This is a genomic window from Mucilaginibacter sp. dw_454 (assembly GCF_018449775.1).
Taxonomy (GTDB): domain Bacteria; phylum Bacteroidota; class Bacteroidia; order Sphingobacteriales; family Sphingobacteriaceae; genus Mucilaginibacter.
On record NZ_JAAVVB010000001.1, the window covers coordinates 356,472 to 370,280 of the forward strand.

Genomic DNA, 13,809 nt, shown 5'->3' on the forward strand with positions numbered 1-13,809 from the left:
TTTTAATTGACAGGTGCTTTAATAACCAGTTCGCTTAGTACTTTAACCGGTGCTTGGTAAGGTCCTTTCATTTTTTGCGGATCATAGACAAACAATGGTCCTTTTTTCGAAACGACGGTATATATGTCGCCCTTTTTGAAGCCGGGGTCTTTCGAACTATCATGGTATAACCCCGTAGTATCTTGCGGTATGTCGGCAATTGGGGTGGTTAAAGCAGGTACACCACCCATATCAAAGTTTATTGACATGGCCCAATTACCTTTTAATGGTTTTAAAAAGGCGCTGTGTTGCATGGCCCAAAAAACTTGGTAACCCAAAGTAATAGATGGCCATTTATAAATAGATAGGTACTGAAGCTCGCCTTTATCATCTACACAAAACCGTACAATGGCTCGGCCCTGAATATTTTTATCACGTTCTGATTTTGGGAACTGGATGTACCATTTCAGGTCGTTATAAAATTTTTGTAAGTCTGCCTGGCCAACAGTGTCTATCACAGCCGGAATAATTTTTGCCGGTTTGATTGAAATGGGCGGAGGGCCAATAGTCAGATGGTCGGCAATAGCTACCGTTATATGATTTTCGTAACCGTACTTTTTACAGGTTACATCATCTTCTGCCTCGGTATGGCCATGGGTAGATATGTGGATTAAATAGCTGTGCCTGCCAGGTTTATCTATAATGGTACCGTTGAATGCGCTAAAGGCAGCTGCAACAGCGCCATCCATCACAGTTCCCGAGCTTTTAATAACTTTTACGTTGGCTATTTTTTGATCTTTAGTAACCGTAAAGCCAACCGCAACAATGGCGTCTTTAAGGCTGTGCGGGGTAGTGGTAGCAAAAGACTGGTAATAGCTTAATCCTGCTGAAAAACGGTTGTCTTCAATAACGGCCCAGGTAAGCTTTTCATAGCCCTCTTTATAACCGCTCGGTGTAACTTTTCCTGCCGGATCGTCGCCTGTAACTTTAATTTTAGCAGCAGTATTTGGGACTATTGCTTTAGGCGATGTAGGTTTAGGTATTTCGTTAACAATAGCCGGAGATTTGATAGTATAGACAGCGGCATTCACTTTTGCCGGGTCCAGGTCAATAAATCCATAATCTTTACTAAAAGCCAGTGTCGATGCACAAAGCAGGCCTGCACAAAGCGGAGCGGCAATGAGGTATTTCAGCCTGGCTGAGCTACCTGAGCGTTGTTGATTAAGCATGATAATACGTTTTTTAAGTAGGTTGTAATTGAAGAAGGAGTGGGTGATAGACGAGCCGCCTGCACCGTAGGCGTTATTCACCAAAAAGGTTGAATACGTTATCGGGTCGGTTTCGTGGGTGGCGGTTTGCTCGTCGGCAATATATTCGTGAATGGTTTTAAGACTGTTTTGTAAAAGGTATATGAATGGATTGAACCAGTTGATGATCTTTAAAACCTCCAGGAATAAAATATCCAAAGAGTGTTTCTGCCTGATATGCACCAATTCATGCCTGATAATGGTATTAGCACCATTAGCATCGGTACCAATAAAAAGGTAGTTAAAAAATGAAAAGGCTACATCAGTTTCGGGCAGATAGATCAGCTTATAATTATCCTGCCTGCGGCGTTTGGCATTGCGGATCAGTTTAATGAGCGAGAACAGCTTTACCATAAGCACCATCAATAATACACAGCATCCTATCGCGTAGACATAGATTAGATAATCCTGCAAGGTTAGATGCTGTTGTTCTGCAACCATTGCCGGCGCAATCGTAACATGCGATGGCGTTACCGTTAATGGCTCAAATTTCGCGGGCATTATGGTATAGCTAACCTGGCTAACGGACTCAACCGATTCAACGTGTTTTAACACGCCCAATTGCAAAACCGGCAATGTAAACGCCGCCACACAACTAAACAGCAGGTAAACGCGGTTAAGCTGATTATAGGTTTCTTTAGCTAAAAGTGCGCGGTAGGCCAGGTAAAATACCGCCAAATACAAGTTGGCTTCGGCCAGGTAGTGTAACCAGTTCATCAGCTTCTGTTTTTTTAAATTTTGGTCTGGGTAGATGTAAGGTTTAGGTTGTTTGGTTTTATGGTTTTTTTACTGGTGCAGGGTTATCGATCCTTATATCGGGGCTGATTTTCTTATCTGATGTTACAACAGGCTCATCAATCCTGATTTCGCTGGTTGGCTTTGCTGTTGTTTTCACCGGCTCGTCAATCCGTATGTCAGCTTTTTGTACCGGTTTTGTATCAGCTTTTTTTGATGGCAGCGGTGGCGGCGGCGGCGGAGTAAGAATGACGTCAGTTATGATCACTTTTTTCTTTCCCGATGTCTTCTTTGCGGGTAGCGGCGGTGGTGGCGGTGGGGTAAGTATAACATCTGTTACCTTAACTTTAGCGTTTTTAGCCAATGGCGGCGTAGGAGTACCATGCAGGGCGGTACTTTTTCCTGCCGGATTTTTAGGCGGCGTTGGTGCCTGCGTTGGGCGCATAGTTACTACCGTATCTCTTTTTATAACCATGGTGCCTTTTTTGCCCTTTTTATTGGAGCCTTTGTGACCGTCGGGTACTATTTTAAATTTTTTCGCAGTATCTGTAGTACTAACTATAGCAGTTTTTTGCTGGCCGATACCAATAAAGCCATACGATTTGCTGAATCCTAAAGTCGACTCGGCTAACAAGGCAGCGCACAGCGGCACTGCCACCAGGTATTTTAGCCTCGCTAAACTCCCTGAGCGTTTTTGATCTAACATGATAATTCTCTTTTTTAATAAGTTTTGATTGAAAAATGAATGTGTTATAGCAGGGCCGCTAAGACCGTAAGCATTATTTAACAAAAAGGAAGCATAAGCTACCGTGTTGTGCGTAGCTAGTGCGGTTTGCTCGTCGGCAAGGTATTCATGTTGGGTGCGGATGCTTCGTTGCAACAGGTAAACCACCGGATTAAACCAGTTGATGATCTTCAGCAGCTCCATAAATAACACGTCGGCCGAATGTTTTTGGCGGATATGCACCAATTCATGCCTGATGATGAGCGATTCGTTGCCCGTATCATCGCCAATAAATAAGTAATTAAAAAAGGAGAAGGCTGTATTTGAACCTTTGAGGTGCACTAAATGATGATCTTTACTGTTAATGATAGTCCCCGATTTTTTTAATCTTTTTAATCTGATCAGTTTGATTGCAAAACCTGTGGCCAACACCAATACACCAGCTAAATAAGCATCAAACAATACGGCTTGCCAAAGAGGGGGAGAAGATGCTGTTGCCTGCATATAAGTTGCCGTAGCTTCATAAACATAAGCCGTCGGTTTCAAAAAATTTAACTGTATCAGCGGTAATACAAAAGCCACGGCGCTGCTTAATAATAAAAAAACACGGTTAAGCTGATAATGGGTGTCTTTTGCCAGCAGTACACTGTAAGCCAGGTAAAACACTACCAGGTACAGGTTTGCTTCTATCAGGTAATGCAGCCAGTTCATGATTTCTTGTTTTTAAGGTCGTCTATCAGTTTGGTCAGCTCGTCAAGCTCCTTGACGCCCAATTTCTTTTCGTTAGCGATGAACGATACCAGGCTCTCGTAAGAGTTGCTGAAGTAATTGGTCATCATCTTATCAAAAGTAAATTTGCGGTACTGCGCCTCGCTGATGAGCGGGTAGTATACATGCGAATTGCCATAAGATTTATGGTCTATAAACCCTTTACCCTCCAGCACGCGCACTACCGTCGACACGGTGTTGTATGCAGGTTTAGGGTCTGTCATTTTCTCGATGATGTCTTTTACAATGGCTTCATTTAGCTGCCATAGTATTTGCATCACTTGTTCTTCGGCTTTTGTTAATTCTTTAATGTTCATAGCAAACTACTTTTATAGTTGGGTTAAATAAAGGTATAAACTATTTTTATAGTTTGCAAACTATTTTTATAGTTTTATTAAAATAGGTTGATTTATAGGGGAGGAGGGATGAAAAATGAGCCAATATAGTTCCCGTCATTGCGAAGAACGAAGCAATCTCTACAACAGAAAGTCAAAAGTACAGACTTCGTCTGGTGATAACCAGCAGTATCAAATTGCTATTAATAATGAGTTAGATGGAAACATTTACATGGCTCGTTACTGAACTGAGATTTTACCCAATTGATTAGCATGTGTAGAGATTGCTTCGTTCCTCGCAATGACGTGTTGTTAAATTTAATGAGCAATGAAGAAATTATTTGTACTTCCGCCGCCCATATCTTATTTTGCATGCCTTACTTATACCATGTCGCAACTTCACGAAATAGCAATTACTTTCTTAAAAAATATAGGCGCTACGCTGGGCAAGGTGATGGTAAGTCATTTGGGCAGTGCCGAGGCGGTTTTCAATGCATCGCCTGCTAAATTGTTGACTATCCCGGGTGTGGGAGAGAAGACCGTGCGTGAGCTGAACTTTAAAGAAGCACTGCAAAAAGCAGCAGCAGAAATGAAGTTTGTTGAAAAGAACAACATCGACGTTTTATTTTATACTGATCCGCGTTATCCTAAAAGATTAAAGAACTGCTTCGATGCGCCTGCTTTATTATATAGTAAAGGCAATGCCGATCTGAACGCCCGCAAGATTGTAAGCATTGTAGGAACCCGTAACGCTACAGATTACGGCAGAGAACTATGCGAGGAATTGGTAGCCGAACTACAGCAATACGATGTACTGGTGGTAAGCGGATTGGCCCACGGTATAGATGTTATTGCCCATAAAGAATGTTTGAAACAGAACATCAGCACTGTTGGTGTATTGGGCACCGGTTTAGATAAAATGTATCCGGCAGCTAATAAGAATACCGCCGATAAAATGTTGGAGCGGGGAGGACTATTGACCGAATATCCTTCGGGCGTACCCGCTGGTCCGGCAAATTTTCCGGCACGTAACCGTATTGTGGCAGGCATGGCCGATGCCACGGTTGTTATAGAAGCCAGTATTAAAGGCGGTGCATTGATTACCGCCGAAATTGCCAACTCTTATAACCGGGATGTATTTGCTTTTCCGGGAAGATTGAATGATACCTATTCTGAAGGTTGTAACTTCCTGATCCGTAATAATAAAGCCAGTTTATTAAGCTGTATGGCCGATCTGGCCTACGCCATGGGTTGGGAGCGACCCGACGATGCCAAACCCGTAGAGCAGTTTCTGTTACCGTTAGATCTGTCGGACGATGAGCGGGCTATATTTTATATCCTGCAGCAAAATAATGCGCCTATAGCAATTGACGACCTCACCATTAAAACTAATATGCCCATGAGCCAGCTAGCCATGAATTTATTGAATATGGAAATGCAGGGTTTTATCCGGTCGTTACCGGGGAAGATGTATAAGGTTAGTTAGAGTCGAGAATCAAGAGCCAAGAATCAAGACATTATTAAAATAAAGAGCCGGGAAACAAATGCTTTTGCATAGTTTCCCGGCTCTTTTCTTGAATTAGATGATTATTGTACAATAAAATCGTAACTCTTGATTCTTGTCTCTTGATTCTTGTATCTAAGAGATCATGCTCTTCTAATCACACCTAATATTAAAGCTATAATAGCTATTACCAATAACACGTGGATAATGCCACCTGCCGAGTAGTAAAAAAATCCTAATGCCCATCCTATAATCAGGATCACTGCGATGATGTATAATAAGCCTCTCATTGTTTTATGTTTTTTTGTGAGTAATTGTAAGGCTTATATCCAAAACTATTCCAAACGGGTATAAAAAGTAAAAACCCTGTGCCAATATGTTCAGCACAGGGTTTTTTATGTCAATTTATGGACGATTAGTACTCGTCTTCGTTAAAAAAGAAGTCATCTTTTGTAGGGTAATCAGGCCATATTTCTTCAATATTCTCATATGGCTCGCCATCATCCTCTAATGCTTGCAGGTTTTCAATCACCTCAACAGGTGCGCCAGAGCGTATAGCGTAATCAATTAATTCGTCTTTAGTGGCAGGCCATGGTGCATCCTCCAGGTGAGATGCTAATTCAAGTGTCCAGTACATATTTTTATCTGATAATGTTAGTTAATTTTTAAAGCTGTCAATTTTGGCAAAAGTATAATATTTTTAGTTTGATTATCAATATATTTTTTTAATTTTTTTTAAGTCTTGGTATCCATTGATTTTCAGGTATTTGATTGTCGTTTGCCAGCTTGCGGGCCAGGGTAAACAGGTAGTCGCTCAATCTATTTAAGTAAATAATCACCTTTTCTTCCACCTCGCTCTCGTTGGCCAGGTGTACAGTAAGCCGCTCGGCACGCCGGCAAACACAACGGGCTATGTGGCAATAAGATATTGTAGTGCTGCCGCCCGGCAAAATAAAATGCTTAAGTTCTGGCAGTTGGGTGTTTATTTGATCCATTTCCTTTTCCAGCGTCTCAATATCTTCCGTATACAGGTCGGGTATCACCATCCTTGATTTTTCAGGATCGGCTGCCAGCGACGAACCTATGGTGAACAATCGATCCTGTATCTCCTTCAAAAATTCTTTGTCATGCGTGGTAATATCCTGGTCGCGTATCAGGCCTATGTAACTGTTCAGCTCATCAACCGTGCCGTAGCTTTCAATACGCAGGTGATGCTTGGGTACACGCGTGCCGCCTATTAATGAGGTAAAACCTTTATCGCCTGTTTTGGTATATATCTTCATATAATGCGTTGAAGCAATTTATAAATATTGATGTAAACAATTATAATAATTACGCATTAATTTATGGGTTGGGCTAAACTAGCCTTTATATTTACAGTCGGTTAACATATACCAAAAAACATATCGTGAAAAACATCATCCCCTCAACCAAATTTATAATACTAGCCGCTTTTGCCATTGTGTTAGTTAGTGTAAGCTGTGGTAATACCACCGCACCTGCAACTACAACCAATACCCCGGTTGTGTTTAACTTAATTACAGAAAAACAGTTCGATGAGTTGTTTCCGCAACGCGATAAATTTTATACTTACCCGGCTTTTATCAAGGCCATCAAAGAGTTAGGCCTGATCAAGATGAAAATTACCCGCCGCGCGGTGTCGGTTTATCAATTTGTGCGTACCGATAGGTCAACCGGTAAAACTACCACCATACGCCAGGATGTAGACTGGAACGAAGCCTGGGCCAAAGTAAAACCAGATAGCACCTATTATATTGATTACGGTTTGTTCTGTACCGCGAGCGACCCGCTGACCAATAAAAAAGAACTGGCAGCCTTCTTCGCCAATATAGCGCACGAAACCCGCCATGGTATGAACGGCAGTTATACAGACGGACTGATGCTTACCCACGAGGACAATACATCATTAGATTATTTTGGCGATAGCGATGAATATCCCCCGGTAAAAGGAAAAAAATATTACGGCCGCGGGCCAATGCAGTTAAGCTTTAACGGAAACTACGGGTACGCGTCCGACTGTATTTTTGGCGATCATCAGATCTTGCTTAACAACCCCGACTTGATCACCCAGGACCCGGTAGTTGCTTTTAAAGCCGCCATCTATTTCTGGATGACACCGCAAACCCACAAGCCATCAGCCCACGACGTAATGATAGGCAAGTGGCAACCCAACACCGCCGACAAAGCCGCAGGCCGCGCGCCAGGTTTTGGTATGGTGATTAACATTATTAACGGTGCCTTAGAGTGTAATCTGGGCGAGAATAATGTAGGTATGGTAGATCGGATTGGTTTTTACCAGCACTTTTTAAGTAAGTTGGGGATAAGTGATGCTAATTGTGTTTGCTCTTGTGGTAAAATGCAGCATTATTAATCGCAATTTTGTCATTGCGAGGAGGAACGACGAAGCAATCGCACGCGTTCCGGCTTTTCTCCTTGCGATTGCCGCGCTACGCTCGCAATGACAATAAAGTGAGGTGTTTCCAAATCCTCAAAAAGATTTTCTACTTTAGCAAAAACCACTCTTCACCTTATGGAAAATTATGCTTTTGATACAGAAGGCCTTAGTCAGGATGCTATAAACCGTTTTAGCGAAACCTATCAGAAACTACGCGAAGAATTTAATGTAATGCCTACGGGACATATTGATTTCGATTTGCACCAGTTTAAGGCTTTCAGAAATTGTGCCGACGTTAACCTGCGCGGATCATACGTAATCAAGCGCGATTGCGGCGATTCCTACATCCTGTTTTTACAGGTAAACTATAAAATAGGCAATAAGCATATAACGCATCACTCAGAAGCGCAGGTTTGGGGCCTTACCTATTTGAAGAATAATTTTGGCGGCGTAGTGATCCGCCGCGAAACGCTGACCGATAAACTACTTGAACTCATCCATCCGCATGAGCTGGATTTCGACGAGGACAAGCCTTTCAGCGATACATTCTACGTGGTTGTAAACGACCACGCCAAAGCCACCACTTGCATGACTCGTGATTTCCGCAACGCGGTAATGGATATCCGTGACAATGATTTCATGATTGAGATTGTTGACCATACGTTGCTCATCGGTAATTATGATCCGATCGTTCCTGAAAAATCGCTGCATATTGCCGAGTTTGTGGAGCGTGTTGCCGAAGCTTGCTGGGGTGGGGTATGAAAAACATATTGCTGAATGGCTTACCGTTTGAGGTTGACGGTATTGATGTTGATGACCTACAAGTACTTGAGGAAACCTATCAAGCATTAAAAACAAAGTTCAATATTACTTTACAGGGCAATGTAAACCTGCATATTAACAAATTCGAGCTATTTAATAATAATCCCAAATCAAGCATAGGCGGCACGTTGATTCTTGACGCGCCGACAAATAATTGTTATTTAACTTTTATTAAGACAGACTACGCGTTAAGTGCAGGCGGCCGGGGCGGCGCATCGCAAACTGCCAATTACAGCAAATACCAGGTTTGGGGCGTTGTTAATTTAAGTAACGATTTTGGACGGGTGCTGATCAGAAAGAAAACCTTTGCCGATAAGATGATGGGCCTGTTTCAGTCCGTATCGCTCAAATTTACTGACGATCAGGAATTTAGCAGTAGGTTTTATGTGGTTGCTAATGATATTGCAAAGGCAGGTAAAGCGATGACGCCCGCTTTCAGAAAGGTAATATTACCGATGTTAAAAGACGACCAGGTAATTGAGATAGTGAACAACACGCTAATCATTGGCGATGGCGGTCCAATTAATCCCGAAAAATCATTGCAAATAGCGGAGTTTGTGGAGAGGTTGGCCGCAGTGGCGTAATAAAATTAAACAATACATCATCATGAGCGCAGCGTGACGATCGCAAGGAGAATAGTTTGAACGCGTGCGATTGCTTCGTCGTTCCTCCTCGCAATGACAAAATAGGATCGCCTACACTATCCCGCTTCTATCTACAATCTGCACATTAGTATTAATGTAATCGCGCTCAATTAAACCGTCGCGCATGCGGACGATGCGGTGGGCATGCATGGCGATGTCTTCCTCGTGAGTAACTAATATAATCGTGTTGCCTTTGGCGTGGATGTCTTCCACCAGGCTCATGATTTCTATTGATGTTTTGGTGTCCAGGTTACCCGTAGGTTCATCGGCCAGGATAATAGATGGATCGTTAATCAGCGCACGGGCCACGGCCACACGCTGGCGCTGCCCCCCCGATAGCTCGTTAGGGCGGTGATCGGTACGGTTACCCAGGCCTACATTCTCTAAAGCTTTACGGGCGCGTGCCTTACGGTCGTCTTTGCTAATGCCGGCGTAGATAAGCGGCAGTGCCACATTATCTAAAGCAGTGTTACGGGGCAGTAAGTTAAAAGTCTGGAAAACAAAGCCGATCTCTGAGTTACGCACCTCGGCCAGCTCATTGTCGGTCATGTGGCTTACGTTTATGCCATTCAGGATGTACTCGCCTTTGGTCGGTGTATCCAGGCAACCTAATATGTTCATCAGGGTTGATTTACCCGAACCCGACGGACCCATCAGCGCCACAAATTCGCCCTTATTGATAGTCAGCGATACCGATTTAAGCGCGTGAATTACTTCAGCACCAATCACATATTTGCGTCCGATATCTTTAAGGCTAATTAATGGCTCCATGCGTTTTTGTTGTTTGACGCGTAATATGGGGGATTGTTACAGATAGTTCATGGTTAATGGGTCATAGATCATAGTATGGGAATGCCATTAACATTCAAAATATCCATGAACTATCAATTATGATCCATCAACTATCCAATCACCTTGGCAACAAAGATGTACTTATCATCGTGCTTTGGTGCGTTCTTTAGGGCTTCTTCTATAGTGATGTCTTGCTTCACCACATCTTCGCGGAACACGTTGATCTCTTTAGACAGGTATACCAGCGGTTCAACACCGGCAGTGTCAATCTCGTTTAGCTTGGCCATAAAATCAAGGATCTTGTTCATATCGCCAATCATTTCCTGCTTTTCGGTTTCGGCAAGCTCCAGGCGGGCAAGGTGGGCTATCTTATCTACGGTTTCGCTGTCAATATTCATGCTTATACTAATTTATTTTGGATGATATTATGCACGCGGTCGCGCAGTGCATCGGCATCATCAACCGTTAAACCAGCCGTTTCTATAGGCTTATGGACAAATATATGGCAAATTCCCGGTTTACTGCCATGGTCAAGGCCTGTATCCCACAAAACTTTCCAGGTATTGGCAGACGATACAGGGATGATGGGCACTTTCATCTCAATAGCCATACGGAAGGGGCCGTTCTTGAAATCATGTAGCTGAGGCGGGTATTGATCAGGGATACGGCCTTCCGGAAATATAATTACCGAAGTACCGGCCGCCAGTGCCTCAGATGCTTTCTTAAAAGCCCGATAGGATGACATCTTGCTTTCGCGATTTACCGGGATATCCACCGTTTTAAAAAACAGGCGGGTCACAAAGTTATTCAGCAGATCATCTTTACCCATAAAGCAATGGTTGTTATTGCGGATAAGGATAGTCATGGCCGTAATGTCCAAATTAGATGTATGGTTGGGGCAAACAATATAGGTTCTGTTCCAGTCGATAGGCTCCTCGTACTCAAAACCGTAAAAAATGCCAACCAGCAATGAACTTGCGAACCCCCAGGTGCGCCTGATGGCGTTCATGTACTTATAATAACGACTATTACGCGATAAAATATATAAAAACGGGAAAGCTACTGCATAGGTTAAAGCTACCGAGGCTATGTATAAATAGCAGTGTAGTTTCCTCAATATTATTTTCATCGTCCTCAAAAATATAAAAAATACTTACTTTCGCCGCTATGGAAACTGTTGTTAGCGGAATAAGATCAACCGGAAATTTGCACCTGGGTAACTACTATGGTGCTATACAGAATTTTGTAAAAATGCAGCATGAATATAACTGCTTTTTTTTTATTGCCGATCTGCATTCGCTTACCACACACCCAACGCCGGATAACCTGCACAGTAACGTAAAAAGCGTATTGGTAGAGTACCTGGCTGCAGGTATTGATCCGGATAAAGCCACTATCTACGTGCAATCAGATGTCCCTGAAGTTGCCGAACTTTACCTTTATTTGAACATGAATGCCTACCTGGGTGAGTTGGAACGGAGTACCTCATTTAAAGACAAGGTTCGTGCGCATCCAGATAACGTGAATGCCGGTTTGTTAACCTATCCGGTGTTAATGGCTGCCGATATTTTGATTCATCGTGCTACTAAAGTGCCTGTAGGTAAAGATCAGGAGCAACACCTGGAAATGGCCCGCACCTTTGGCAATCGGTTTAATCGTTTATACAACCATGAATATTTCCCGGAGCCATATGCCTTTAACTTTAGCGCCAACCTGGTAAAGATTCCGGGATTGGATGGTAAGGGTAAAATGGGTAAATCGGAAGGAGAGGGCAATGCTATTTTCCTTTCGGACACGCCCGAGGCTATCCGCAAGAAAGTGATGCGTGCCGTTACCGACAGTGGCCCAACTACAGAAAATCAACAGAAACCTGACGAAATTCAAAATCTTTTCGACCTGATGAGGGTGGTTTCAACACCCGATACCATTGCGCATTTTGATAACCTGTACAACACCATGCAGATCCGTTACGGCGACCTTAAAAAGCAGTTGGCCGAAGATATGATCATTGCCACTGCGCCAATCCGTGAGCGGATTAATGATATTGCCGGTGATGCTGCTTATCTAAGCAAAGTAGCCCGTCATGGTGCCGAAAAATCTCGCGAAAGCGCTTCGAAAACTATCCGTGAGGTGAGAGAGATCATTGGGTTTAGGAATTTTTAAGTCAGATCATTGTTGATAGTTAATAGTTCATGGTGTATATTAGTCGGAGTTCATTCTGGTGGTTGTATGCTAACAATAACACTATTAACTATGAACCATTAGCCACGAACTAAGAAATATATGCACATAGCTATTGTTGGAAATATTGGAGCCGGTAAAACTACGCTTACAGAGCTGCTGGCCAAAAATTATGGTTGGGAACCATTATATGAAGCTGTTGATAACAACCCATACCTGGAAGATTTTTACAGCGACATGAAGCGTTGGAGCTTTAACCTGCAGATCTACTTTTTGAACAGCCGTTACCGCCAGATCATCGAGATTCAGAAAAGCGGGCGCAATATTATACAGGATCGTACTATTTATGAGGATGCTTACATTTTTGCAGAAAACTTGCACGACATGGGCCTCATGACGAGTCGCGATTACGAAAACTATGAATCTATTTTCGACAATATAACCGAATACATTAAACCGCCGGATTTGCTGGTATACCTGAAAGCATCTGTACCTACGTTGGTAAATAACATTCAACGCCGCGGCCGTGAGTATGAGATCGGTATCCGGATTGATTACCTGTCTAAGCTCAACGAGAAATACGACAAATGGATCAATAACTATAAACTGGGTAAGCTCTTAGTGCTGGATAAAGATAATCTGGACTTTGCCAATAACCCGGAAGATTTAGGTAATATCATCCAGGCGGTTGAAAGAGAGATAAACGGGTTGTTTTAAAGGGTTTTACGTGGGACGTTATACGTTTTACGTAGCCTTTCTGATTAATCCACTATTACGTATAACGTCAAACGTATAACATAATCAACATGCAAATCCTAGGTATCATACCAGCACGTTATGCATCATCACGTTTTCCCGGTAAACCTTTGGTAGATATCGGGGGCAAGAGTATGATCCAACGGGTATATGAGCAGGCCAAAAAGTGCGATCATTTAACTGAAGTTATAGTTGCTACCGACGATGACCGTATTTTCGACCACGTAATGGCCTTTGGCGGAGTGGCCGTAATGACCAGCGCCGACCACCAAAGCGGTACCGACCGTTGTGCCGAAGTTGCTGCGGCGCATCCCCAATATCATGTTGTAATTAATATACAGGGTGATGAGCCTTATATCGACCCCGAACAAATTACTAAACTGGCAACTTGCTTTAGTTCGGCCGACGTGCAGATTGCCACACTGGTAAAACGCATAAAAGACGAGCAGGAATTGCATAATCCCAACACGCCGAAGGTTATTGTCACTAAATTAAGCGAGGCCGCTTATTTCTCACGCTCGGCCATACCGCATATCCGCAGCGAAGAGCCGCAAAATTGGCTGGAGTTTTATCCTTATTTCAAGCATATCGGCATTTATGGTTATCGGGCCGATGTTTTGCAGCAGATAACCCGTTTACCTATTTCCGGCCTTGAAAAAGCAGAGGCTTTGGAGCAGTTACGCTGGATTGAAAATGGTTATCGCATAAAAGTTGCTGAAACCGAGTTGGAAACCTATGCAGTGGATACGCCGGAGGATTTGTTAAAGTTGAAGTTTTAATTCGCAAGATTTGGCTAAAGCCGGACTTTTGCTCCTGAAACCGTTGACTAAAGTCAACGGCAATGAA

16 protein-coding genes are annotated in these 13,809 nt (G+C 43.0%); 7 read left to right on the forward strand and 9 right to left on the reverse strand.

From position 1 onward, the window contains the following. Positions 1 to 2: 2 nt before the first annotated feature. Genes HB679_RS01720 through HB679_RS01730 form a run of 3 tightly spaced genes read right to left on the reverse strand, consistent with a single transcriptional unit; the run spans position 3 to position 3,830 of the window. Positions 3 to 2,003 (reverse strand): M56 family metallopeptidase, encoded by a 2,001-nt coding sequence (locus HB679_RS01720; RefSeq protein WP_214070209.1) that lies wholly within the window; start codon positions 2,001 to 2,003, stop codon positions 3 to 5. A gap of 58 nt (positions 2,004 to 2,061) precedes the next feature. Continuing rightward, positions 2,062 to 3,456, reverse strand: coding sequence for a M56 family metallopeptidase (locus HB679_RS01725; RefSeq protein WP_214070210.1), 1,395 nt, complete (start codon positions 3,454 to 3,456; stop codon positions 2,062 to 2,064). Beyond that, positions 3,453 to 3,830 carry a BlaI/MecI/CopY family transcriptional regulator gene (locus HB679_RS01730; RefSeq protein ID WP_214070211.1) on the reverse strand — a complete coding sequence of 126 codons (378 nt, stop codon included), beginning with the start codon at positions 3,828 to 3,830 and terminating at the stop codon, positions 3,453 to 3,455. Before HB679_RS01730 ends, HB679_RS01725 begins: the two co-directional genes overlap by 4 nt. Positions 3,831 to 4,176: 346 nt before the next feature. Here HB679_RS01730 and dprA point away from each other — a divergent pair, with 346 nt between their 5' ends. Continuing rightward, on the forward strand, positions 4,177 to 5,334 hold the full coding sequence (gene dprA / locus HB679_RS01735; RefSeq protein ID WP_255547519.1) for a DNA-processing protein DprA: 1,158 nt from the start codon (positions 4,177 to 4,179) through the stop codon (positions 5,332 to 5,334). A gap of 161 nt (positions 5,335 to 5,495) precedes the next feature. On the opposite strand, the gene HB679_RS01740 is transcribed toward dprA, so the two are convergent. The 3 genes from HB679_RS01740 to HB679_RS01750 form a co-directional block, all read right to left on the reverse strand. After that, the gene (locus HB679_RS01740; protein WP_214070212.1) at positions 5,496 to 5,642 is read right to left on the reverse strand and encodes a lmo0937 family membrane protein; all 147 of its coding nucleotides are present in this window, start codon (positions 5,640 to 5,642) and stop codon (positions 5,496 to 5,498) included. Between the two features lie 125 nt (positions 5,643 to 5,767). Further along, positions 5,768 to 5,989, reverse strand: coding sequence for a DUF2795 domain-containing protein (locus tag HB679_RS01745; RefSeq protein WP_002996718.1), 222 nt, complete (start codon positions 5,987 to 5,989; stop codon positions 5,768 to 5,770). A gap of 88 nt (positions 5,990 to 6,077) precedes the next feature. Beyond that, positions 6,078 to 6,635: a cob(I)yrinic acid a,c-diamide adenosyltransferase gene (locus HB679_RS01750; RefSeq protein ID WP_214070213.1), complete on the reverse strand. Its 558-nt coding sequence runs from the start codon at positions 6,633 to 6,635 to the stop codon at positions 6,078 to 6,080. 125 nt (positions 6,636 to 6,760) lie between these two features. Here HB679_RS01750 and HB679_RS01755 point away from each other — a divergent pair, with 125 nt between their 5' ends. The 3 genes from HB679_RS01755 to HB679_RS01765 all read left to right on the forward strand — a co-directional run bounded on the left by HB679_RS01755 (position 6,761) and on the right by HB679_RS01765 (position 9,174). Then, positions 6,761 to 7,744: a chitinase gene (locus HB679_RS01755; protein ID WP_214070214.1), complete on the forward strand. Its 984-nt coding sequence runs from the start codon at positions 6,761 to 6,763 to the stop codon at positions 7,742 to 7,744. Positions 7,745 to 7,903: 159 nt separating this feature from the next. After that, positions 7,904 to 8,530, forward strand: a complete 627-nt coding sequence (locus tag HB679_RS01760) for a hypothetical protein (protein WP_214070215.1) — start codon at positions 7,904 to 7,906, stop codon at positions 8,528 to 8,530. Then, on the forward strand, positions 8,527 to 9,174 hold the full coding sequence (locus HB679_RS01765) for a hypothetical protein (protein ID WP_214070216.1): 648 nt from the start codon (positions 8,527 to 8,529) through the stop codon (positions 9,172 to 9,174). Before HB679_RS01760 ends, HB679_RS01765 begins: the two co-directional genes overlap by 4 nt. Before the next feature lie 111 nt (positions 9,175 to 9,285). On the opposite strand, the gene HB679_RS01770 is transcribed toward HB679_RS01765, so the two are convergent. The 3 genes from HB679_RS01770 to HB679_RS01780 all read right to left on the reverse strand — a co-directional run bounded on the left by HB679_RS01770 (position 9,286) and on the right by HB679_RS01780 (position 11,155). Further along, positions 9,286 to 10,005: an ABC transporter ATP-binding protein gene (locus tag HB679_RS01770; RefSeq protein WP_214070217.1), complete on the reverse strand. Its 720-nt coding sequence runs from the start codon at positions 10,003 to 10,005 to the stop codon at positions 9,286 to 9,288. Positions 10,006 to 10,136: 131 nt separating this feature from the next. Beyond that, complete coding sequence (gatC, locus tag HB679_RS01775) at positions 10,137 to 10,424, reverse strand: Asp-tRNA(Asn)/Glu-tRNA(Gln) amidotransferase subunit GatC (protein WP_214070218.1); 288 nt, start codon at positions 10,422 to 10,424, stop codon at positions 10,137 to 10,139. Between the two features lie 2 nt (positions 10,425 to 10,426). Beyond that, the gene (locus tag HB679_RS01780) at positions 10,427 to 11,155 is read right to left on the reverse strand and encodes a lysophospholipid acyltransferase family protein (protein WP_214070219.1); all 729 of its coding nucleotides are present in this window, start codon (positions 11,153 to 11,155) and stop codon (positions 10,427 to 10,429) included. Positions 11,156 to 11,193: 38 nt separating this feature from the next. On the opposite strand from HB679_RS01780, the gene trpS reads away from it, so the two are divergent. The 3 genes from trpS (at position 11,194) to kdsB (ending at position 13,742) form a co-directional block, all read left to right on the forward strand. Continuing rightward, on the forward strand, positions 11,194 to 12,189 hold the full coding sequence (gene trpS, locus HB679_RS01785) for a tryptophan--tRNA ligase (RefSeq protein ID WP_214070220.1): 996 nt from the start codon (positions 11,194 to 11,196) through the stop codon (positions 12,187 to 12,189). 120 nt (positions 12,190 to 12,309) lie between these two features. Beyond that, positions 12,310 to 12,924 (forward strand): deoxynucleoside kinase, encoded by a 615-nt coding sequence (locus tag HB679_RS01790; protein ID WP_214070221.1) that lies wholly within the window; start codon positions 12,310 to 12,312, stop codon positions 12,922 to 12,924. An 89-nt stretch (positions 12,925 to 13,013) separates the two neighbouring features. Continuing rightward, positions 13,014 to 13,742 (forward strand): 3-deoxy-manno-octulosonate cytidylyltransferase, encoded by a 729-nt coding sequence (gene kdsB / locus HB679_RS01795; protein ID WP_214070222.1) that lies wholly within the window; start codon positions 13,014 to 13,016, stop codon positions 13,740 to 13,742. Positions 13,743 to 13,809 lie beyond the last annotated feature (67 nt).